This window comes from Sterolibacterium denitrificans, assembly GCF_900174485.1.
Taxonomy (GTDB): Bacteria; Pseudomonadota; Gammaproteobacteria; order Burkholderiales; family Rhodocyclaceae; genus Sterolibacterium; species Sterolibacterium denitrificans.
In genome coordinates this window covers 2,573,497-2,594,247 of sequence record NZ_LT837803.1, presented here as the reverse complement: position 1 = coordinate 2,594,247, position 20,751 = coordinate 2,573,497, and the positions used below count along the sequence as shown (strand labels likewise).

Genomic DNA, 20,751 nt, shown 5'->3' with positions numbered 1-20,751 from the left:
CGGGTTTTCCGCATCATGCTCGCGCCCGTTTATTTCGACCACAACGCCACCACGCCGCTCGATGCGCGGGTGCTGGAGGCGATGTTGCCGTTCCTGTGCGAAGGCTGCGGCAACGCTTCGAGCCGCCACGACTATGGCCGGCTGGCGCGCGCGGCCGTGGATGCGGCGCGGCAGCAGGTGGCGGCGGCCGTGGGCGCGCATGCCACCGAAGTGATTTTCACCAGTGGCGGCAGCGAGGCCAACAACCTGTTCATCAAGGGGGCGGCCGCCTGTTGCGACCAGGGCTTGCTGGCGTTTTCCTCCATCGAGCATCCCTGCGTCCGCGAGCCGGCACGCGAACTGCAGCGCCAGGGCTGGCGGCTGCACGAGATTGCCGTCGATGCCGCCGGACGCATCGATGCGGCGGATTACGCGGCGACGCTGAAGCGGCAGCCTCGCCTGATTTCAGTGATGCTGGCCAACAACGAAACCGGCGTGATGCAGGACGTCGCCGCGTTGGCGGCACAGGCGCAAACCGTGTCAGGCGCTGCCTGGTTCCACAGCGATGCCGTGCAGGCTTTCGGCAAGGTGGCGGTGGATTTCCGCACGCTCAATGCGGCCGGTGTGCATGCCTTGACCTTGTCGGCGCACAAGCTCGGCGGCCCGCAGGGCGCCGGCGCGCTGATCGTCGACAAGCGCGTCGAGTTGCGTCCGCTGATCGCCGGCGGCGGGCAGGAACGCGGCTTGCGCTCGGGCACCGAAAACGTGGCGGCGATCGTCGGCTTTGGCCATGCCTGCACCCTGGTTGCCGAACGCATCGCGGAAATGGCGCGGCTGGAAAAACTGCGCCATGCGCTGGAGGCCGGGCTGAACCATCTGGGTGCCACGATTTTTGGTGCGGCTGCCGATATGACGCGTTTGCCCAACACCGTTTATTTCGCGCTGCCGGACATCGACGGCGAAACCCTGGTCGGCAAGCTCGACCGTGCCGGTTTTGCCGTGGCCAGCGGCGCGGCCTGCTCCAGCGCCAATCCGGCGCCTTCCCACGTGCTGCAATCCATGGGTGTGGATCCGGCGCTGGCACGCGGCGCCGTGCGCGTGAGCCTGGGCCTGGGCAATACGGCGCGGCAGGTCGACGATTTCATCGCCGTACTGGGCGATACCCTTTACCAACTGCGGCGCCTGACTGCGCTGACAGGTTAGTTTCCCTGCAGGAGAATCCAGCATGCTCAAGTTACCCATCTACCTCGACTACTCGGCGACGACGCCCGTTGATCCGCGCGTGGCGGAAAAGATGATTCCCTATCTGGTCGAGAAGTTCGGCAACCCGGCCAGCCGTTCCCATGCCTTCGGCTGGGAGGCCGATGCGGCCGTCGAGGAGGCGCGCGCCCAGGTGGCGGCGCTGGTGAATGCCGATGCCAAGGACATCATCTGGACTTCGGGCGCGACGGAATCGAACAACCTCGCCCTGAAAGGCGCGGCGCATTTCTATTCGGGCAAGGGCAAGCATCTGATCACCGTGTCCACCGAGCACAAGGCGGTGCTCGACACCATGCGCGAGCTGGAGCGTCAGGGTTTCGAAGTGACCTATCTCGATCCGGACGAGCATGGCCTGATCAGCATCGAACAATTCACCCAGGCGCTGCGTCCGGACACCATCGTCGCCTCGGTGATGGCGGTGAACAATGAAATCGGCGTGATCCAGCCGATCGAGGCGATAGGCGAAGTCTGCCGCGAGAAAAAGATCATCTTCCACGTCGATGCCGCCCAGGCCGCGGGCAAGATGCCGATCGATCTGAACGAGCTCAAGGTCGATCTGATGTCCTTTAGCGCACACAAGGCCTATGGCCCGAAGGGCATCGGCGCGCTGTACGTGCGCCGCAAGCCGCGCGTGCGCCTGGAAGCGCAGATGCACGGGGGCGGGCATGAGCGCGGCCTGCGCTCGGGTACCCTGGCGACGCACCAGATCGTCGGCATGGGCGAAGCCTTCCGCCTGGCCCGCGAGGAAATGGCCGTCGAGCTCAAACGCATCGGCAGGTTGCGCGACAAGCTGCTCGAGGGCCTGCGCGAAATCGAGGAAACCTATGTCAATGGCGATCTCGAACGGCGCGTGCCGCACAACCTCAACATCAGCTTCAACTATGTCGAGGGTGAGTCGATGATCATGGCGATCAAGGATATCGCGGTGTCGTCCGGCTCGGCCTGCACCTCGGCCAGCCTGGAGCCGTCCTACGTCCTGCGCGCCCTGGGGCGTTCCGATGAACTGGCGCACAGTTCGATCCGCTTCACCCTCGGCCGTTTCACCACCGAGGAGGAAGTGGATTACACCATCAAGCTGCTGCACGGCAAGATCGCCAAGCTGCGTGAGCTCTCACCGCTGTGGGAGATGCACCTGGATGGCGTCGATCTGAATACCGTGCAGTGGGCTGCACACTGAATTTCAGGGATGCATCGGGCGTCGGGAACGAAGCGATGAAGCGCAGCGACGCATCCGCCAACTCCCTACGCCTCGCACCCCGGTTCTCACAGGAGAAAACAAATGGCTTACAGTGAAAAGGTTCTCGACCACTACGAAAATCCGCGCAACGTCGGTTCCTTCGCCAAGGAGGAAGAAGGCGTGGCCACCGGCATGGTCGGCGCTCCCGCCTGCGGCGATGTGATGAAGCTGCAGATCAAGGTCGGCAAGGATGGCGTCATCGAGGATGCCAAGTTCAAGACTTATGGCTGCGGCTCGGCCATCGCCTCGTCCTCGCTGGTCACCGAATGGGTGAAAGGCAAGACGCTGGATCAGGCGCTGGACATCAAGAATACCCAGATCGCCGAGGAGCTGGCGCTGCCGCCGGTGAAGATCCACTGTTCGATCCTTGCCGAGGACGCGATCAAGGCGGCGGTGGCCGATTACAAACAGAAACACGGAGACTGACATGGCGCAGATCACGCTGACCGAAAAGGCCGCGAAGCACGTCAGCAATTTCATCCGCAAACGCGGAAATGGCGTGGGCATACGCTTCGGCGTACATACCTCCGGTTGTTCGGGCATGGCCTACAAGTTGGAATTCGTCGATGCCATCAACCCGGAAGACACGGTGTTCGAGAGCCATGGCGTGAAGATCATGATCGATCCGAAGAGCCTGCCCTACATCGACGGCACCGAACTGGACTATGTCCGCGAAGGGATCAACGAGGGCTTCAAATTCAATAATCCGAATGTCAAGGATGAGTGCGGCTGCGGCGAGAGCTTCAACGTCTGATCCGGGATTCTGAAAATTCTGCAAATTCTGAATTCGACACATACCCGACACATGGATTTCAGCCAGGATCATTTCACCCTGTTCGGATTGCCGCGCCGCTTCGCGCTCGACGGCGGCGAACTGGATCTGCGCTACCGCGAATTGCAGGCGCAGGTACATCCGGACCGCCATGCCCACCTCGGCGCTGCGGAAAAACGCCTGGCCATGCAGTGGTCCACGCGGGTGAATGAGGCCTATCAGGTATTGCGCCGGCCGCTGGCGCGCGCCGAATACATGCTGGGCCTGACCGGTATCGACGTGCATCGGGAGCGCAGCATGCCGCCGGCGTTCCTGCTGGCGCAGATGGAATGGCGCGAGGCGGTTGCGGACGCCCGCGCCGGCAACGACGAAGCTGCGCTCGACAGCCTGCATCGGCGCATCCGCAAGGAAATGGCAACGCAATACGGCACGCTGGAACAGCTGATCGACCATGACGATCTGGCCCAGGCGGCCGGCCTGGTGCGCCAGTTGATGTTCCAGGAGAAGTTGCTGGCAGAGGTAGATGACGCGCTGGCGGCGATTGAGGCCTGAACGCATCCCGGCAATTGATTTTCATCATCCACATTCCCGCTGGCGGGAATACAGCATAGCGAGCCGCCTGGCGGCCGAAGACCGACATGGCCTTACTTCAGATTGCAGAACCCGGCGCCTCGACCGCCCCGCATGAGCACCGCCTCGCCATCGGCATCGACCTCGGCACGACCAATTCACTGGTCGCTACCGTCAGAAGCGGCCTGGCCGTGGTGCTGAGCGACGAGCTGGGGCGTTCATTGCTGCCTTCGGTGGTGCGCTATGCCGGCGATGGTTGCGTTGAAGTCGGCCATGCCGCGCAGAGCAGGAAGGCCAGCGATCCGAAGAACACCGTCGTTTCGGTGAAACGCTTCATGGGGCGCGGCCTCAGGGACATCGCGCATCTGGAAAGCATGCCGTACGACTTCGTCGAAAGTGATGGCATGGCGAAGTTGCGCACGGTGGATGGCGTCAGGACGCCGGTCGAGATTTCCGCGGAAATCCTCAAGGCACTGCGCGAGCGTGCCGAGACGGCGCTGGGCGGGCCGCTGGCGGGTGCGGTCATCACCGTGCCGGCCTATTTCGACGATGCCCAGCGCCAGGCGACCAAGGACGCCGCGCGCCTGGCTGGCCTCAACGTCCTGCGTCTGCTCAACGAGCCGACGGCGGCCGCCATCGCCTACGGGCTCGACAACGGTGCCGAAGGCATCTATGCCGTGTATGACCTGGGTGGGGGCACTTTCGATATTTCCATCCTCAAACTGTCGAAGGGAATTTTCGAGGTGCTGGCCACCGGCGGCGATTCAGCCCTGGGTGGTGACGATTTCGATCAGCGCGTGTACTGCTGGATCATCGAGAACGCGCGGCTCGCGCCCCTGTCGCACTCGGATTCGCGCCTGCTGCAAGGCTGTGCGCGCGAGGCCAAGGAATACCTCACCACGCATGGCGAGGCGCCGATCAACATGCGGCTGGGCAGCGGCGAATATGTCGATCTGCTGCTGACGACGGAGATTTTCACCGACATCACCCGCAACCTGGTGCAGAAGACCCTGTCGGCAACGCGCAAGGCGCTGCGCGATGCCGGGCTGGCGCCCGAGGATATCAAGGGCGTGGTGATGGTCGGCGGTTCGACGCGCATGCCGCAGATTCAGTATGCCGTGGGCGAGTTCTTTGGCCATGAGCCGCTCAACAATCTCGATCCGGACAAGGTCGTGGTGCTGGGTGCGGCGACCCAGGCCAATCTGCTGGCCGGCAATCGCGCGCCGGGAGACGACTGGTTGTTGCTGGACGTGATCCCGCTGTCGCTGGGGATCGAGATGATGGGCGGCCTGTGCGAAAAAATCATCCCGCGCAACGCCACGCTGCCGATCGCTCGCGCCCAGGAATTCACCACTTTCAAGGACGGCCAGACGGCGATGGCCATTCACGTCGTGCAGGGTGAGCGCGAACTGGTGTCCGACTGCCGCTCGCTGGCGCGCTTCGAGTTGCGCGGCATTCCGCCGATGGCGGCCGGCGCGGCGCGCATCCGCGTGACTTTCCAGGTCGATGCGGACGGCCTGCTTTCGGTCAGCGCGCGCGAGCAGACCACCGGCCATGAGGCGCGCATCGAAGTGAAGCCTTCGTACGGTTTGAGCGACGATGAGATCACCAGCATGCTCAAGGACAGCTTCAATCATGCCAAGGACGACGCCTATCGCCGCGTCTTGCGTGAAGCCCAGGTCGAGGCGCAGCGCCTGCTCGAGGCAACGCGGAGCGCGCTGGCCGAGGATGCCGATCTGCTGTCCACGCTCGAACGCGCGCACATCGACAGCAGCGTGATCCGCTTGCAGTCGGTACTGGTCGGCGATGATCGCCGCGCCATCGACGAGGCCATGAAGACGGTCGGCCAGGCAACTGCCGAATTCGCCGCGCGGCGCATGAATCGCAGCGTGCAGCGTGCACTCGCCGGCAGAAAAGTCGCCGAAATCTGATCCACGAACATTGGAACTGCCATGACCCGCATTGTCGTCCTGCCCCATGTCGAGCTGTGTCCGGAGGGCGCCGTCATCGAGGCCGAGCCGGGCAAGAGCATCTGCACTTCCCTGCTGGAAAACGACATTCCCATCGAGCATGCCTGCGAGTTGTCGTGCGCCTGCACCACCTGCCATGTCATCGTTCGCGAGGGCTTCGACGCCCTGGAGCCGGCCGAGGACGATGAGGAGGACTTGCTCGACAAGGCCTGGGGTCTGGAGCCGAATTCGCGCCTTTCCTGCCAGGCAATCGTCAATGAAATGCCACTGGTGGTCGAGATTCCGCGGTACACCATCAACATGGTCAGCGAGGGGAAGAAAAAATGAAATGGACCGATACGCTCGATATCGCCATCGAGCTTGCCGAGCGCCATCCCGATGTCGATCCGGAAAAAATCAATTTCGTCGATCTGATGCGCTGGACGATGGAACTGCCTGGTTTTGCCGATGACGAAAAGCGCTGCGGCGAGCGCATCCTCGAGGCCATCCAGATGGCCTGGATCGAGGAAGCACGGTAACGCCGGGGCAAGTGCCGCGAGTGCGGCGAGTGCCGCAAACGCTTCGGGCCGAACGGCGAACATGTTCATCGACACCCACTGCCACCTCGATGCCGCCGAGTTCGATGCGGATCGCGACGCGGTCGTTGCGGCTGCGCAGCGGGCGGGACTCGCGGCAATCGTGGTGCCCGCCATCGAGCGGGCCAACTTTGCGGCGGTGACTTCGGTTTGCCGCGGCTATCCGCTCTGCCGCGCGGCCTATGGCATCCATCCGCTGTATGTCGGCCGGGCGCATGATGACGATCTTGCGGCCTTGCGCGCCACGCTGCGCGACAATCCCGCCGTCGCCATCGGTGAGATCGGCCTCGATTTTTTCGTCGAGCAGCGCGATGAACGGCGGCAGGAAGACTGGTTCGTCGAGCAACTGAAGATAGCCCGCGAGTTCGATCTGCCCGTGCTGCTGCACGTGCGTCATGCGGTCGACGCCGTGCTCAGGCAGTTGCGTCGCCATCCGGTGCGCGGCGGCATTGCCCACGCCTTCAACGGTAGCCGCCAGCAGGCCGATGAATTCATCAAGCTGGGTTTCAAGCTCGGTTTTGGCGGCGCCATGACCTTTACCCGCGCCCGGCGCATCCGTGAGTTGGCGGCGACCTTGCCGCTGGATGCCATCGTGCTGGAAACCGATGCGCCCGACATGGCGCCTGCCTGGCTGGCCGGCAAGAGCAAGGCAGGTGACACACGTAATGTTCCTGAGGAACTGCCGCGCATCGCCGCCGTGCTGGCCGAGTTGCGCGGCATGACGCTGCTGGAAGTGGCGCAGGCAACGACGGCGAATGCCGCCTGCATCGTTCGGGATCGATGAATTGGCGCCGTTTTACCCCGCAGCTTGCAATTGACCTGGGGACTTGCCCTGCCGATACTGGAAAAGGTGCTCCGGCATCCATCGAGAGTGGGGAGTGCAACGCGTGCGACCAAGGGAGGGGCAAATCATGCAATGTCCATCATGCCAGGCAGAAAATCCGGCTGACGCCAAACGCTGCAGTCATTGCGGTTCCGCGCTCGGCGCGGCGGTGGCGGATGCGCCCGCAGTTGCTGCGGGTTACAGAAGCGGCTTTGGCGATCAGTTCAATGCGTCACTGATCATCTGGAAAATGAATCTTGGCGATCTGGCCGTGTTGACGCTGGTGCTGATGCTGCTGATCTGGATACCGATTGCCAATATCGGTTTCCTTGCCGGTTATCTGCGCGCCATTCTCAAGGTGGTGCGCGGCGAAGGCAGGGCCGAGGTCGGTGATTTGTTCAAGGCCTGGGACTGCTTCGGCAATCTGCTGGTGTATGTGGTGCTGGTCGTTATCGCCTCGGCCATTCTCAGCGTGGTACCGCTGCTTGGCGTACTGGCTTCGGCGGCTCTGGGCTTTGCGGCATTCCCCGGTTTCTATCTGATCATCGACCGCAACCGCAATTTCGTCGATGCGTTCAAATGGGGGATTTCCGCGATCCAGGCGAATCCGGTCGATTGGCTGCTCACCTATCTCGTCGGCATGCTCATCAGCGGCATCGGCACGCTGTTGCTGTTCATTGGCGTCATTCTGACCATGCCGCTGGGTGCGCTGATCTTCTGCCAGCAATACGAGAACAACAAGCCGGCCTGATCCCGGCATCGCGGCGCATCGGGCCAGTGCCGTCCCGATGCGCCGGTACTGGCCCGATGCCGTTGATCGTCTGGCCGGCTGCAGCCCTCGCAGTACTGAATTCCGCGTTCAGGTCGGCTTGCGTCCCGGCGCGGCGGGCGGGATGTATCCCGAGACGCGACAGAGAATCTCTTCGATGGGTTTGCCATCCTGATAGCGCGTGACGTTGCAGCAGGAGATATGGCCGCGTGCGGAGAGGTCGGACAGCGAACTGCGTACTTTCGCCAGTCCCAGTCCCAATGCCACGGCAATTTCCGCATCGCGTACCTGGCCGTGCTTCTTGATGTGTTCGAAAATGGGCGACGTGTTCATGGCGCGTGCCTTTCAATACCTGCGTGGCGCTGCAGCAACCGGGGGGCGGCCTTCGATGTGGCGGAAGGTGATCCGTCCCTTGCTGAGATCGTAAGGGGAAACCTGCAGTGAAACCCTGTCTCCGGCAAGGATGCGAATGTGGTGCTTGCGCATTTTGCCGGCACTGTAAGCGGTGAGCGTATGCCCGTTGTCGAGGGTGACGCGAAAGCGCGAATCGGGGAGCACCTCTTCGATGATCCCGTTCATTTCCAGCAATTCTTCCTTGGCCATGGGCAAGCTTTCTGAGCATTTGCAAAAATAAAAAAGCCCGACGGATGCCGGGCTTGTCAGGCCGCGCGGGCAGGAGATTTCGCACCTGCCGCGAAGACCCTTACTCGGCCGACTGAATGTTGGATGCCTGCGCGCCCTTGGGGCCGGTCGTCACGTCGAAAGTGACGCGCTGGCCTTCCTTGAGGGTCTTGAAGCCTTGTCCCTGAATTGCGGAGAAGTGCGCGAACAGATCTTCTCCACCGCCTTCAGGGGTGATGAAGCCGAAGCCCTTCGCGTCGTTGAACCACTTGACTGTACCAGTTGCCATGTCTTGATATCCTTGAAAAACAAAAGAAAGGGGATTTGCCCCTTGGAGGGGCGAGCATCAAGACAGCGGGTGATGAGGGGGATTTCCGTGATTTCCGTAAATTTCCGTGGAATACGGTACGGACATGGAGCCGAACAGCAACTGCACTACTTGAAGATCGCGGGCGCCACTATGGACCATGGCAGCGGTAATTGCAAGTAATTTTCCCTGCCCGGTTGTCCTGCCTGGTCAATCGAGCATGTGCGATACCAGTCCGTCGGCGAGTTTGGGTTCGAACCAGGTGGACTTGGGCGGCATGACTTCGCCGGCATCGGCAACGGCCATCAGGTCGGTCATTTGCGTGGGATGCAGAGCGAAGGCCACGGCCATCTCGCCGCTATTCACGCGTTTTTCCAGTTCATCCAGGCCGCGGATGCCGCCGACGAAGTCGATGCGCTTGTCGCGGCGCAGGTCGGCGATGCCGAGGACGGGGCCGAGCAGATGCTCGGAGAGCAGGCTGACGTCGAGACGCGCGACGGGATCCTGTGCCGGAATCAGCTCGGGCTTGATGTTCAGCTTGAGCCAGCGGTTTCTGAGATACATGCCGAATTCGCCGGGCTGGGTCGGGCGCACCTGGCCGGCGCTCGGCGCGATCGCGAACTTCTCGGCGATGCGCGCCAGCAGCGCGTCCTCCGACAGACCATTGAGATCGGTGACGACGCGGTTGTAATCCATGATGCGCATCTCGTGATGCGGGAAAATGACGGCAAGGAAGTAGGCCGATTCGCCGCGCGCGCCGCGTGCGGCGGCCACGCGCGAAGCGGCGGCCGAGCGATGATGGCCGTCGGCGATGTACAGCGCCGGCATGCTGTCGAAGGCGGCGGAAATCTTCTCGATCAGTGCGGCCTCGCGCACCACCCAGAGGGTGTGCTGTATGCCATCGTCGGCGGTCACGTCGGCGTCCGGCATGCCATTGCTGGCCTGCGCCAGCAGCGCATCGGCGGCGGCGGACGACGGGTAGGCGAGCAGCACCGGGCCGGTCTGGCCGTTGAGCGCCTCGATCTGGCGCACGCGGTCGTCTTCCTTGTCGGGGCGCGTGAACTCGTGCTTGCGGATGCGGTTGGTGTCGTAGTCGGCCACCGAGGCGGCGGCGACCAGGCCGGTCTGCACGTGTGCGCCCATTTTCAGGCGATAGGCGTAATAGCAGGCCTGATCGTCCGGCTTGAGCACGCCCTCGGCAAGCATGGTTTTCAGGTTCTCAAGCGCCTTGGCATAGACCTCGGGGGCGTAGGGATCGGTACCCACCGGCAAGTCGATTTCCGGTTTGGAAATGTGCAGGAAGCTCCACGGTTTTCCTGCGGCGCGCGCGCGCGCCTCCTCGGTGGACAGTACGTCATACGGTGGGGCGGCAACGGCGGCGGCATGAGCGGCGGCGGGACGCAGGCCGGCGAAGGGTTTGATCAGGGGCATGGCGGGGTTCCGTTCGGGAGGTCGGATGATATTGACGTCATTCCCGCCTGCGCGGGAATGACGAATTTGAGGCGGTCTACTTGCTGCGGCCCGGCAGCACGCTCTTCAGTTGCTGGTGCATGCTGTGCAGCGCGCTTTCCGTGGTGTTCCAGTCGATGCAGGCGTCGGTCACCGAGCAGCCGTATTTGAGTTTTGAAAGATCGGCGGGGATCGGCTGGTTGCCGGCTTCGATGTTGCTTTCGATCATCAGGCCGACGATGGAACGGTTGCCGTGCGCGATCTGCTGCGCGACGTCGGAGAGGACCAGCGGCTGCATTTCCGGTTTCTTGTAGCTGTTGGCATGCGAGCAATCGACGACCAGATTCTGCGCGAGCTTGGCTTTCGCCAGCGCCTGTTCGCCCAGCGAGACGCTGACCGAATCGTAGTTCGGCCGGCCGTCGCCGCCGCGCAGGACGACGTGGCCGTAGCGGTTGCCGCGCGTGCGGACGATGGAAGTCTTGCCCTGGGCGTTGATGCCGAGGAAGCTGTGCGGATTGGCCGCCGAGATGATCGCGTTGATGGCCACGCTGAGATCGCCGTCGGTGGCATTCTTGAAGCCGACCGGTGTCGACAGGCCGGAGGACATCTCGCGATGGGTCTGCGATTCGCTGGTGCGCGCGCCGATGGCCGTCCAACTGATCAGGTCGCCGAGGTATTGCGGCGAGATCGGGTCGAGCGCCTCGGTGGCGGCGGGCAGGCCCAGTTCGTTGACGGCGATCAGGAATTCACGCGCCCTTTTCATGCCTTCCTCGATATGGAAGGAGTCATCCATGTACGGGTCGTTGATGTAGCCCTTCCAGCCGGTCGATGTGCGCGGTTTTTCGAAATACACGCGCATCACCAGTACCAGGGTCTCGCCGACTTCATCGGCAAGTTTCTTCAGGCGCTTGGCATAGTCCATGCCAGCCACCGGGTCGTGGATCGAGCAGGGGCCGACGACGACGAACAGGCGCGGGTCCTGGCGGTCGAGGATGCGCTGCAGCGTTTCGCGCCCCTGCACCACGGTGGCGGCCGCCTTGTCGGTGAGCGGCAGCAGGGCGTGGATTTCCTCCGGCGTGGGCATGCTGCTGAGGGATTCGACGTTGAGGTTTTCGAGCTTTGCGTGGGTCATGGTGCGGGCCAGATATGAGATACAGGTAATTGGATGCTCGTCATTCCCGCCTGCGCGGGAATGACGGAATACGGGACGGTTCGTGCATGTCGTCAGCCTTGCAGTTTCTTCAATAGTTCTCGGACCGCCTGGGCGCGTTCGCGGAGCGTCGGCGTTTCGCGTTTCCAGTTGAGCTTCTCGGGCCCGGCGAACTTCAGGTGGCGATCCTTCTGGATCAGCTCGATGAGGCGCACCGGGTCGATGGGCGCGTTGGCGGAAAACTGTAATTGTATCGCGTGCGGGCTGGCATCGACCTTGAGGATGCCGAGCGGCCGCGCCGCGATGCGCAGGCGATGGGTCTCCAGCAGTGCCTGGGCCTGCGGCGGCAGCTCGCCGAAGCGGTCGATGAGTTCTTCCTGCAGCGCCTGCACGTCGTCGAGGCTCTCGGCGTTGGCCAGGCGCTTGTAGAGCGTCAGGCGCTCATGCACGTCGGGCGCGTAGGCGTCGGGCAGCAAGGCCGGCGTGTGCAGGTCGATGGTCGACACCACGCCGAGCGGCTGGGTAAGGTCCAGTTCGTCACCCTTCTTGCCTTCCTTCAGCGCCTTGACGGCGGCATTCAGCATGGTCGTGTACAGCGCGAAGCCGACCTCGTGGATCTCGCCGCTCTGGTTCTCGCCGAGCACTTCGCCGGCGCCGCGGATTTCCAGGTCGTGCATGGCGAGGAAGAAGCCGGAGCCGAGCTCCTCCATCATCTGGATGGCTTCGAGGCGCTTCTCGGCCTGCTTGGTCGGCTTGGCGTCCTCGTGCGTCAGCAGGTAGGCGTAGGCCTGGTGGTGCGAGCGGCCGACGCGGCCGCGCAGCTGGTGCAATTGCGCGAGGCCGAACTTGTCGGCGCGGTTGATGATGATGGTGTTGGCATGCGGATTGTCGATGCCGGTCTCGATGATGGTCGAGCACAGCAGCAGGTTGTGCTTCTGCTGCGTGAATTCGCGCATCACGCGCTCCAGCTCGCGCTCCGGCAACTGGCCGTGGCCGACGACGATGCGTGCCTCGGGCAGCAGCTTTTCCAGGCGCTCCTGCATGTTGGCGATGGTTTCGACCTCGTTGTGCAGGAAGTACACCTGGCCACCGCGCTTGAATTCGCGCAGCACCGCCTCGCGCACCAGGCCGTTGGACCAGCGCGAGACGAAGGTCTTGATCGCCAGGCGGCGCTGCGGCGCGGTGGCGATCACCGAGAAGTCGCGCAGGCCTTCCAGCGACAGGCCCAGCGTGCGCGGGATCGGCGTGGCGGTCAGGGTCAGTACGTCGACCTCGGCGCGCAGCGCCTTCAGCGCTTCCTTCTGGCGCACGCCGAAGCGGTGCTCCTCGTCAAGGATCACCAGGCCCAGGCGCGTGAATTGCACGTCCCTGGAGAGCAGGCGGTGGGTGCCGATCAGGATGTCGATCTTGCCGGCGGCGAGATCGGCGATGGCCTGCGCCTGTTCCTTCTCGCTGCGGAAGCGCGACAGTTCGGCGACCTTCACCGGCCAATCGGCGAAGCGGTCGGCGAAGGTGTGGTAATGCTGCTCGGCGAGCAGCGTGGTCGGGCACAGCACGGCGACCTGCTTGCCGCCGGCGACGGCGATGAAGGCAGCGCGCAGTGCGACCTCGGTCTTGCCGAAGCCGACGTCGCCGCAGACCAGGCGGTCCATCGGCTTGCCCGAGCGCATGTCGGCGACCACGGCGTCGATGGCGGCCTGCTGGTCGGGCGTTTCCTCGAAACCGAAGCCGTCGGCGAAGGATTCCAGGTCGTGCTGCTTGAAGTCGAACTTGTGACCCTGGCGCGAGGCGCGCTGGGCGTAGAGATGCAGCAACTCGGCGGCGGTGTCGCGCACCTGCTCGGCGGCCTTCTTTTTCGCCTTTTCCCACTGGCCGCTGCCGAGCTTGTGCAATTGCACGGCTTCCGGATCGGCGCCGCTGTAGCGGCTGATCAGATGCAGTTGCGCCACCGGCACGTAGAGCGTGTCGCCGCCGGCGTATTCGAGATGCAGGAATTCGCTCTGTTCCTTCAGCTTGCCGGTCATGCCCATGTCGAGCAGCGCGAGGCCCAGGTAGCGGCCGATGCCGTGCTGCTCGTGCACCACTGGATCGTTGATCTTCAGTTCGGAGAGATCGCGCAGCCAGCCTTCGAGGTTGCTGCGCCGCGCGCCGCGCTTGCCCGTCGTGCGCGGTCGCGCGGTGGCGGCGTAGAGCTCGTTTTCGGTAATCAGGACGAGGTCGGGTTCCTTGAGAACGAAGCCGCCGGACAGCGGCGCGACGCCGAGCATGAATTTTTCATCGCTGCCGAGGAAGCCCGCGAAGTCGGCGCTGGGCGCCGGCCTCAGGCCGTATTCGGCGAGGTATTCGGCTATCGTTTCGCGCCGGCCGGGTGATTCGGCGAGCAGCAGCGTGCGTCCCGGGAAGCTCGCCAGATGGGCGCGCAGCAGGGACAGCGGATCTTCGGCGCGGCGATCGACGGCGACGCGCGGCGGTGGCGGCACGGGGGCTTCCGCCAGCGCGGTGCCGTCGATCATCGCGCCAGTGCCGAAGGCCGTCGGCAGCACGAGGCGGGCAAACTCTCCGGCGCGGGCGAAGAATTGCTCGTCGGTGAGGAAGATTTCCTGCGGCGGCAGGATCGGGCGTGTCTTTTCGCCACTCATCATGCGGTGGCGCTCGCGCGTGTCGCGCCAGAATTCATTGACGGCGCCGGGCACGTCGTGGTGCTGGAACAGCAGGCTGTCTGCCGGCAGATAGTCGAACAGCGTCGCCAGCGCGCCTTCGTCGAAGAACAGCGGCAGGTAGTACTCGATGCCACCGGGCGCGACGCCGTTCGAGACGTCCTTGTAGATCGCCGCGCGCGAGGCATCGCCTTCGAAGACCTCGCGGAAGCGCTGGCGGAAACGCTGGCGTCCGCCGCCGGGCGCATCGTCGATGGGGAACTCGCGCGCCGGCAGCATGCGGATCTCCGGCACCGGGTAGAGCGTGCGCTGGGTGTCGGCGTCGAAGGTGCGGATGGTTTCGACTTCCTCGTCGAACAGGTCGATGCGGAAGGGCAGCGCCGCACCCATCGGGTACAGGTCGATCAGGCCGCCGCGTACGCTGTACTCGCCCGGCGCGACGACCTGCGTCACGTGCTGATAGCCAGCCAGCGCGAGCTGGGCGCGCAGCTTGTCGACGTCGAGACGTTCGCCCTTCTTGAGGAAGAAGGTGTGGGCGGCGAGGAAGGACGACGGGGGCAGGCGCGTGATGGCGGTGCTCGCCGCCGTCAGCAGTACGTCGCAGGCGCCCTGCGAGATGGCGTAGAGCGTGGCCAGGCGCTCGGAGGTCAGATCCTGGTGCGGCGAGAAGCTGTCGTAGGGCAGCGTCTCCCAGTCGGGCAGCAGATGCACGCGCAGTCGCGGCGAGAACCACTGCACTTCTTCATGCAGCCGCTGGGCATCGAGCGGGCTGGCGGCGATGACCACCAGCGGCCGCTCCGGCGCGAGACTCGCCAACTGCGCGATGCACAGCGCATCGGCCGAGCCGGCCAGCCGGGGCAAGTCCAGGCGTTGGCCGGCTCCGGGCAAGCCTGGCAGCCAGGCAGCGGTCGGTGCGGGTGTGGAGGCGGGAGCGGAACGGGACATGGCGGCGGCAAAATCGAGGAAGGATTATATCGGTAGGATTTGGCAGCTTTCCCCAAATGATGATTACAAGTTGTCCGCAGGTTCGTCATAATCGGCACCAATACTTGCTTGCGATCCTTCCTTGCCAAAATGTCGGCTGCGCCTACTGCGGTTCCTTACCCTGTCGCCTCTGCTGGCCGGCGCCTGATTGCCATTGCCTTGCTGGCGGCGATCTATGCTGCGGTTGGCGTGGGCAGTTTCCGCCTGTTCCACTCCGCAGGCATACTGCCCATCATCTGGGTTCCCGATGGCATCGTTCTGGCGGCAATGCTGCTGATGGGCGGCTGGCTGTGGCCGGGCGTCTTCCTGGGTTCGCTGGCCACGATGCTGATCAGCGGTTTCCCGGTCTTCGAGGCGCTGGGACTGGCGGCGATATCGGCCTTCAATGTCCTGTTCTGCCATGCTGCCTTGCGTCATGTCTGGAAAATCGACATCGGTTTGGGCGCATTGCGCGATTTCTTTGCATTGGTCTGGACCGCCGCAATTTCCGCGCTGCTTTCCGCCCTGCTGGGTTCAACGGTGCTGTATCTCAGCGGCAGCTTGAATGGCGCCGTTTTCGGGCTGAATTTTGCCCATTGGTGGCAGGGTGTCGTTTTGGGCCTGGTACTGGTCACGCCGCTCATTCTGACGTTCAGGAATCCTCTCGAGAGCCCTCTGTCTCTTCGCTGGAAGATCGAATGCGCCCTGTGCCTGCTGCTGGCGGTGGTTTTTGGCCAGGTCATTCTGGTGGGTTGGCGGTTTGAGCCGCTGATGCTCGTCGTTTCGGATAACTGGATGTTCCTGTTCGCCACCTGGGCGGCGGCTAGTTGCGGTCGCCGCGCGGTCATGCTGATCGTGACGGTTTTTGCCGTGCAGGGATTGATCGGCGCTTTTTCCGGTCAGGGTTTTTATGCCGCCGATCTGGAAAAGACCGGGCTGATGCAATACTGGTTTCTCGTCATCCTGTCATGCTGCATCGGCGCCGCGCTGTCCATTCTGTTGTTCGAGCGCAGACAGAAATCGGCTGAAATCGCCTACGCCCTGCAGTATTCGGAAGATGTGCTGCGCAGTCTGCCGGGAATTTTCTATCTGATCGATATGCAAGGCCGTCTGCTGCGCTGGAATCCAGCCTATGCGGACATCGTCGGCTACACGAACCAGGAGCTTGTCGGCATTTCCGTGCTGGAGCTGATCGCCGAGGAAGATCGCGCCCTGGTCGCCGCACGCATGGCCGACGTATTCACTCACGGCGAAGCGCAAGTGGATGCGGGCCTGCTCATCAAATCGGGCCAGGTGATTCCCTATCATTTCACCGGGCGGCGCACCATGCTGGAGGGCCAGCCTTGCCTCATCGGATTGGGTCAGGACATCAGCGAGCGCGTAAGAATCAGGCAGGCCATCGAGGATAGCGAAGCCCGCTATCGCCTGCTGTTCGAACGCAATCTCGCCAACACGCTGATCATCGATCCCGCCGGCATCATCCTGATGATCAATGAGAACAACGCCCGCGTACTGGGTGGCACGGTCGAAGATTTCGTCGGGAAATCCCTGTATACCCTGATGCCCGCCGAACGGGCTGAAATATACCGGCAGCGCTTCGCCGAGATTCTGGCAACGAATGACGACAGGGCCTACGAAGATGCCTTCGACCTGCCCGAGGGCGAGCATTGGTTTGCTTCGCGGCTGAGTCCGGCGATCGACGCTCATGGCCAGGTGTATGGCATTCAACTGGTGGCCTTCGACATTACCGAACGCAAGCGGGCCGAAAGCGCCCTGCGTGAAAGCGAGCTCAAGTACCGGCAGCTCATCGAGAATGCCACCACCTTCGTCACCATCTTCGATGGCGATGGCATCATCAAGATGATGAACCAGGCCAACGCCCGGATGTTCGGCGTCGAGCCGGAAGAGTTGATCGGCAAGTCGCTGCATGAGCTGGATCCCGAGCATGCCGAGCAGTTCATCGAACGCTACCGCAGCATCATGGCGAGCGGTGAATCGATGACGACCGAGGATCCTTTCCCCTTGCCGGACGGCCTGCATTGGTTCAGGGCGCATCTGAGCCCCATGTTCGATTCGCATGGCCAGGCCGTGGCCGTGCAGGTCGTGGCTTTCGACATCACCGAGCGCCGAAATACGGAGGATGCGCTCAGGCGTAGCGAAGCCTTGTGGAAATTTGCCCTGGAAGGGGCCGGTGATGCGGTCTGGGAGCTGGATATTCCCGGATGGCACAGCACTTTCTCGCCTCGCTGGCAGCAGATGCTGGGTTATGGGCCCGACGAAGTCGTGGACAATCTCCATGACTGGATGAGCCGGGTACATCCGGAAGATCAGCACGATGTCGCCAACACATTGGAAGCCATGCTGAGCAGCCGGATCTCGACGACCTCGAATGAAGTGCGGGTGCTCTGCAAGGATGGCAGCTGGAAGTGGGTGCTGATGCGTAGCATGGTCACCGATCGTGACGCCGGGGGGCGTCCCCTACGTCTGGTGGGAACCTGCGCGGATATTTCGATCATCAAGGAGCATCAGTACCAGCTCGAGCATCTGGCGCATTTCGACATGCTCACCGACCTGCCCAATCGCGTTCTGCTGGGGCGGCGGCTGCAGCAGGCGATGGCGCAAACCCTGCGGCGCGGTCAGTCACTGGCGGTGGCCTATCTCGATTTGGATGGCTTCAAGGAAGTCAACGACGCCCACAGCCACCAGGTCGGTGACGAACTTCTGGTGATGCTTGCGCAGCGCATGCAGGAGACGCTGCGCGAAGGCGATACGCTGGCCCGCATCGGTGGCGATGAGTTCGTTGCCATCCTGACCGATCTGGATGAGCCGCAGGATTGCATGCCGGTGCTGAACCGCTTGCTGAATGCCAGCTCGCAGCCCGTGCCGGTGGGGCGGCTCTTGCTGAGCGTTTCGGCCAGCATCGGCGTAACCCTTTTCCCGGGCGATGGCGGCGATGCCGACCAACTGGTGCGCCATGCCGATCAGGCCATGTATCAGGCCAAGCAATCCGGCAAGAATCGCATCCACCTGTTCGATGTCCGCCACGATTCCGCCATCCAGGCGCAGCACGAGACGATCAGCAATATCCGGCACGGACTGAGGCAAGGGGAGTTCGTCCTCTACTACCAGCCCAAGGTCAATATGAAGACCGGGGCGCTCATCGGTGTCGAGGCGCTGATTCGCTGGCTGCATCCGGAGCGCGGCCTGATTCCGCCGATCGAGTTCCTGCCCATCATCGAAAACCAGGAGGTCAGCCTGGAGCTGGGCGAATGGGTCATCGACCGGGCGCTGATACAAATCGGTCAATGGCAGGAGGCGGGGCTGGCGGTTCCGGTCAGCGTCAATATTTCCGCGCATCAGTTGCAGCAGGGAAATTTCAGCGATCGTCTTGGCGAACTGCTGGCCAGGCATCCATTGGTCGATCATACCTTGCTGGAACTCGAGATACTGGAAACCGGCGCCATCGATGATCTGCCTCAGGTCATCCGCTTCATGAAGTCCTGCCAGGCGCTGGGCATCCGCTTTTCCATCGACGATTTTGGTACCGGCTATTCCTCGCTCAGCTATCTGAAGCGCCTGCCGGAAGCCGTCCTGAAAATCGATCAGAGCTTCATTCGCGACATGCTCGAGGATCCGGACGATCTGGCGATTGCCGAAGGCGTGATCGGCCTGGCCCGGGTGTTTCGTCGGGAAATCATCGCCGAAGGCGTCGAGACCGTTGCCCATGGCGAGCTGCTGCTGCAACTCGGCTGCCATCTGGCGCAGGGTTATGGCATCGCCCGCCCCATGCCGGCGGATGACTTGCCGCACTGGGCGGCAAGCTGGCAGCCGGATGATCGCTGGCTCGCCTGGTCGGAGATTCCCTATCCCAATCCGGACACTTCCCTGGTTCTGGCCGAGGTCCGGCATCGCCGTTGGTTACGCAGCATCGGCCACCAGATCGAAGGGATCGTTCAGGACGACGGCGCCCTGCTGCATCAGCCCGGGCCGCTGGCCGTCTGGCTGCAGGAGCGTGGGGCAAAGTATCGCGGAAAATTTGCGGAGTTCGAGGCCATCGAAGCGCTGTATGAGCAGATACAAAGGCTGGCGCAGGACGCAGTCGCTGCGCATGCCGATGGCAAAGAGGAAAAGGCCCGCATGATGGTCGATCGCCTGCATGAGCTGAACGAGAAATTGATCAGCCTCCTGCACACCATGGCGCTGGGCTATGCCCGCTGAGGATCCCGTCGGTACGGCGGGAATCGGGCATGAAAAAGCCGGACGGTATCGAGCGTCCGGCGCGGACAGGATCAGCAGGTGCCGGCAGAATCCGGCGCCTGCATCACTCCATACGGATTTATTTTTTGTCGCCGGCAGCCTTGGCCTTGGCGGCCTGGCTCTCGGCCATGCGGCTGTCGATGAAGTCGTTGAGGGCGGCTGCATCATTGGCCGGGGTCACGGCTTCACCTACGGCGGGTGGTTTGGCGGTGGCGTAACCCGGATACGTGGGGCCGGTGGGATGACCCTGTTCGGCGTCACGGGCGGCGTAGGCGCTGGTGCACAGACAGGCGGTGACGAGCAGGGCGAGCAGTTTGTTCATGGCGATTCCTGTTGTTGGTGAGTGAGTGGCAGGCGAGCTGGCCGGGCGATCCGGCGGGTGGATGAAGCGGGTCGATTATAAGGGGCAGCAGGGATTGTTGAGGCGAGGCCGGCATGGGGTGCGCCGGGCATATTTCAAACACTCTCGCGCAGTTGCAAGAAGCGTTCGCTGCTGATGTGCACGAAGACGCCTTCGCAACTGGCCGTCAATACGCCATTGGCGCGGATTTCGCCAGTGAGGATGTTGTTGCGGCCGCGCACTTCTTTGACGTGGCCCAGCAATTCGAGTTCGGTGTTGAGCGGGGTGGGCAGATGGAAGCGCACATTGAGTGAGCCGGTGACGCCGGGCTGGCCGGTCATGATCTGGGCGATGCCGAGGAAATGATCGAACAGGGCGCAGACATGGCCGCCATGCACCGATCCCGGCGGACCTTCATAGGCCCAGCCCAGGGTGGCGCGACCATGTCCGCTGTCGCCGTCGACCCAGGTGATCAGCGGAGCGGCGAGCGGGTTGGATTTGCCATCGAGCGGGCTGAGTTCATAGCTGAGGCTGCGCCAGTCTCCGTAACGGCCGCCATCCGCCTGCTCGAACGCCTTGCGCCCGGCCAGTTGCGGCGCCCGATCGAGCGCGGCGAGCTGCTCGCGGAGGCTGGCAGCGGCGGCTCGCAGCGTGGCTGCATCGCTGGTCGTCGTGACGAGCGTGGCCGTGAGTTTCCGGATGAGTTCGGCCAGCTCGCGCTTGGCGGCCCATTCGTCGTCGAGCGGCGGTTTGATGTCGGGGGAGAGAAAGGGATTCAGGAAGTGTGGTCTGGTATCGATCATGACGGTTGCTCTGGCATTGCCGATTCTTGCGCCCTGACTGGCCGGGAATTGCTGCGCCATCCTCGTCGTCGTGTCCGGTCGGCATATGGGCATATGTCTATGGGTCTGCTGCGCGGTGGGCCTGTTGCACGACCCGCCGGGCATTCTCGCATGCCTTTCAGGCGTGGCTTCCATCTTGCGCGCTTTGGAACGATGCAGGAAGGCAGGAGCGGGTATGTCGAAAGTTACAAAGATTGCAAAGATGCAAAT

Annotated in this window: 19 protein-coding genes; 11 read left to right on the top strand and 8 right to left on the bottom strand. The window is 63.1% G+C overall.

Translation table 11 applies throughout. From position 1 onward, the window contains the following. The first annotated feature begins 15 nt into the window (after nt 1-15). The 10 genes from SDENCHOL_RS11640 to SDENCHOL_RS11595 all read left to right on the top strand — a co-directional run bounded on the left by SDENCHOL_RS11640 (nt 16) and on the right by SDENCHOL_RS11595 (nt 7,937). Nucleotides 16-1,182: a cysteine desulfurase family protein gene (locus SDENCHOL_RS11640; RefSeq protein WP_067169871.1), complete on the top strand. Its 1,167-nt coding sequence runs from the start codon at nt 16-18 to the stop codon at nt 1,180-1,182. A gap of 22 nt (nt 1,183-1,204) precedes the next feature. Then, complete coding sequence (locus tag SDENCHOL_RS11635) at nt 1,205-2,416, top strand: IscS subfamily cysteine desulfurase (RefSeq protein ID WP_067169869.1); 1,212 nt, start codon at nt 1,205-1,207, stop codon at nt 2,414-2,416. Nucleotides 2,417-2,518: 102 nt separating this feature from the next. Beyond that, on the top strand, nt 2,519-2,902 hold the full coding sequence (gene iscU / locus SDENCHOL_RS11630) for a Fe-S cluster assembly scaffold IscU (RefSeq protein WP_067169867.1): 384 nt from the start codon (nt 2,519-2,521) through the stop codon (nt 2,900-2,902). 1 nt (nt 2,903) lies between these two features. Further along, nucleotides 2,904-3,230: an iron-sulfur cluster assembly protein IscA gene (iscA, locus tag SDENCHOL_RS11625; protein ID WP_067169864.1), complete on the top strand. Its 327-nt coding sequence runs from the start codon at nt 2,904-2,906 to the stop codon at nt 3,228-3,230. Between the two features lie 51 nt (nt 3,231-3,281). Beyond that, nucleotides 3,282-3,800 carry a Fe-S protein assembly co-chaperone HscB gene (hscB, locus tag SDENCHOL_RS11620; protein WP_067169862.1) on the top strand — a complete coding sequence of 173 codons (519 nt, stop codon included), beginning with the start codon at nt 3,282-3,284 and terminating at the stop codon, nt 3,798-3,800. Nucleotides 3,801-3,886: 86 nt separating this feature from the next. Continuing rightward, a complete protein-coding gene (hscA, locus tag SDENCHOL_RS11615) occupies nt 3,887-5,749 on the top strand; it encodes a Fe-S protein assembly chaperone HscA (protein ID WP_067169859.1) in 1,863 nt (620 codons plus the stop codon). Nucleotides 5,750-5,770: 21 nt separating this feature from the next. Continuing rightward, nucleotides 5,771-6,115: an ISC system 2Fe-2S type ferredoxin gene (gene fdx, locus SDENCHOL_RS11610; RefSeq protein WP_067169856.1), complete on the top strand. Its 345-nt coding sequence runs from the start codon at nt 5,771-5,773 to the stop codon at nt 6,113-6,115. Then, the gene (iscX, locus tag SDENCHOL_RS11605; RefSeq protein WP_067169854.1) at nt 6,112-6,306 is read left to right on the top strand and encodes a Fe-S cluster assembly protein IscX; all 195 of its coding nucleotides are present in this window, start codon (nt 6,112-6,114) and stop codon (nt 6,304-6,306) included. Before fdx ends, iscX begins: the two co-directional genes overlap by 4 nt. A gap of 61 nt (nt 6,307-6,367) precedes the next feature. Beyond that, the gene (locus tag SDENCHOL_RS11600) at nt 6,368-7,147 is read left to right on the top strand and encodes a TatD family hydrolase (protein ID WP_067169852.1); all 780 of its coding nucleotides are present in this window, start codon (nt 6,368-6,370) and stop codon (nt 7,145-7,147) included. 127 nt (nt 7,148-7,274) lie between these two features. Next, nucleotides 7,275-7,937, top strand: a complete 663-nt coding sequence (locus SDENCHOL_RS11595) for a zinc-ribbon domain-containing protein (RefSeq protein ID WP_153011271.1) — start codon at nt 7,275-7,277, stop codon at nt 7,935-7,937. A gap of 108 nt (nt 7,938-8,045) precedes the next feature. Here SDENCHOL_RS11595 and SDENCHOL_RS11590 read toward each other — a convergent pair whose 3' ends face one another. From SDENCHOL_RS11590 to mfd, 6 genes are all read right to left on the bottom strand, one after another. Next, nucleotides 8,046-8,288 carry a FaeA/PapI family transcriptional regulator gene (locus SDENCHOL_RS11590; protein WP_067169849.1) on the bottom strand — a complete coding sequence of 81 codons (243 nt, stop codon included), beginning with the start codon at nt 8,286-8,288 and terminating at the stop codon, nt 8,046-8,048. A 12-nt stretch (nt 8,289-8,300) separates the two neighbouring features. Beyond that, the gene (gene infA / locus SDENCHOL_RS11585; protein WP_067169846.1) at nt 8,301-8,558 is read right to left on the bottom strand and encodes a translation initiation factor IF-1; all 258 of its coding nucleotides are present in this window, start codon (nt 8,556-8,558) and stop codon (nt 8,301-8,303) included. 100 nt (nt 8,559-8,658) lie between these two features. Next, nucleotides 8,659-8,865, bottom strand: a complete 207-nt coding sequence (locus SDENCHOL_RS11580; RefSeq protein WP_067169843.1) for a cold-shock protein — start codon at nt 8,863-8,865, stop codon at nt 8,659-8,661. Between the two features lie 228 nt (nt 8,866-9,093). Then, a complete protein-coding gene (locus SDENCHOL_RS11575; RefSeq protein ID WP_154717232.1) occupies nt 9,094-10,314 on the bottom strand; it encodes a DUF1015 domain-containing protein in 1,221 nt (406 codons plus the stop codon). Between the two features lie 76 nt (nt 10,315-10,390). Further along, nucleotides 10,391-11,464 carry a 3-deoxy-7-phosphoheptulonate synthase gene (locus tag SDENCHOL_RS11570; RefSeq protein WP_067169839.1) on the bottom strand — a complete coding sequence of 358 codons (1,074 nt, stop codon included), beginning with the start codon at nt 11,462-11,464 and terminating at the stop codon, nt 10,391-10,393. A gap of 92 nt (nt 11,465-11,556) precedes the next feature. Continuing rightward, nucleotides 11,557-15,084, bottom strand: a complete 3,528-nt coding sequence (gene mfd / locus SDENCHOL_RS11565) for a transcription-repair coupling factor (RefSeq protein WP_154717231.1) — start codon at nt 15,082-15,084, stop codon at nt 11,557-11,559. A 129-nt stretch (nt 15,085-15,213) separates the two neighbouring features. Between mfd and SDENCHOL_RS11560 the strand changes: the two genes are divergently transcribed. After that, nucleotides 15,214-19,320 carry a PAS domain S-box protein gene (locus tag SDENCHOL_RS11560; RefSeq protein ID WP_083522829.1) on the top strand — a complete coding sequence of 1,369 codons (4,107 nt, stop codon included), beginning with the start codon at nt 15,214-15,216 and terminating at the stop codon, nt 19,318-19,320. 118 nt (nt 19,321-19,438) lie between these two features. Here the strand turns inward: SDENCHOL_RS11560 and SDENCHOL_RS11555 are convergent, their stop codons facing one another. Together SDENCHOL_RS11555 and SDENCHOL_RS11550 are read right to left on the bottom strand one after the other, a co-directional pair. Continuing rightward, nucleotides 19,439-19,681, bottom strand: a complete 243-nt coding sequence (locus SDENCHOL_RS11555) for a hypothetical protein (RefSeq protein ID WP_067169833.1) — start codon at nt 19,679-19,681, stop codon at nt 19,439-19,441. Nucleotides 19,682-19,815: 134 nt separating this feature from the next. Beyond that, nucleotides 19,816-20,502, bottom strand: coding sequence for a PaaI family thioesterase (locus tag SDENCHOL_RS11550; protein ID WP_067169830.1), 687 nt, complete (start codon nt 20,500-20,502; stop codon nt 19,816-19,818). Nucleotides 20,503-20,751: the final 249 nt, after the last annotated feature.

Bases quoted from the DNA above. Each gene is read 5' to 3' on its own strand.
- SDENCHOL_RS11640 (WP_067169871.1), top strand. From the start codon at position 16: ATGCTCGCGCCCGTTTATTTCGACCACAACGCCACCACGCCGCTCGAT.
- SDENCHOL_RS11635 (WP_067169869.1), top strand. From the start codon at position 1,205: ATGCTCAAGTTACCCATCTACCTCGACTACTCGGCGACGACGCCCGTT.
- iscU (WP_067169867.1), top strand. From the start codon at position 2,519: ATGGCTTACAGTGAAAAGGTTCTCGACCACTACGAAAATCCGCGCAAC.
- iscA (WP_067169864.1), top strand. From the start codon at position 2,904: ATGGCGCAGATCACGCTGACCGAAAAGGCCGCGAAGCACGTCAGCAAT.
- hscB (WP_067169862.1), top strand. From the start codon at position 3,282: ATGGATTTCAGCCAGGATCATTTCACCCTGTTCGGATTGCCGCGCCGC.
- hscA (WP_067169859.1), top strand. From the start codon at position 3,887: ATGGCCTTACTTCAGATTGCAGAACCCGGCGCCTCGACCGCCCCGCAT.
- fdx (WP_067169856.1), top strand. From the start codon at position 5,771: ATGACCCGCATTGTCGTCCTGCCCCATGTCGAGCTGTGTCCGGAGGGC.
- iscX (WP_067169854.1), top strand. From the start codon at position 6,112: ATGAAATGGACCGATACGCTCGATATCGCCATCGAGCTTGCCGAGCGC.
- SDENCHOL_RS11600 (WP_067169852.1), top strand. From the start codon at position 6,368: ATGTTCATCGACACCCACTGCCACCTCGATGCCGCCGAGTTCGATGCG.
- SDENCHOL_RS11595 (WP_153011271.1), top strand. From the start codon at position 7,275: ATGCAATGTCCATCATGCCAGGCAGAAAATCCGGCTGACGCCAAACGC.
- SDENCHOL_RS11590 (WP_067169849.1), bottom strand. From the start codon at position 8,288: ATGAACACGTCGCCCATTTTCGAACACATCAAGAAGCACGGCCAGGTA.
- infA (WP_067169846.1), bottom strand. From the start codon at position 8,558: ATGGCCAAGGAAGAATTGCTGGAAATGAACGGGATCATCGAAGAGGTG.
- SDENCHOL_RS11580 (WP_067169843.1), bottom strand. From the start codon at position 8,865: ATGGCAACTGGTACAGTCAAGTGGTTCAACGACGCGAAGGGCTTCGGC.
- SDENCHOL_RS11575 (WP_154717232.1), bottom strand. From the start codon at position 10,314: ATGCCCCTGATCAAACCCTTCGCCGGCCTGCGTCCCGCCGCCGCTCAT.
- SDENCHOL_RS11570 (WP_067169839.1), bottom strand. From the start codon at position 11,464: ATGACCCACGCAAAGCTCGAAAACCTCAACGTCGAATCCCTCAGCAGC.
- mfd (WP_154717231.1), bottom strand. From the start codon at position 15,084: ATGTCCCGTTCCGCTCCCGCCTCCACACCCGCACCGACCGCTGCCTGG.
- SDENCHOL_RS11560 (WP_083522829.1), top strand. From the start codon at position 15,214: ATGTCGGCTGCGCCTACTGCGGTTCCTTACCCTGTCGCCTCTGCTGGC.
- SDENCHOL_RS11555 (WP_067169833.1), bottom strand. From the start codon at position 19,681: ATGAACAAACTGCTCGCCCTGCTCGTCACCGCCTGTCTGTGCACCAGC.
- SDENCHOL_RS11550 (WP_067169830.1), bottom strand. From the start codon at position 20,502: ATGATCGATACCAGACCACACTTCCTGAATCCCTTTCTCTCCCCCGAC.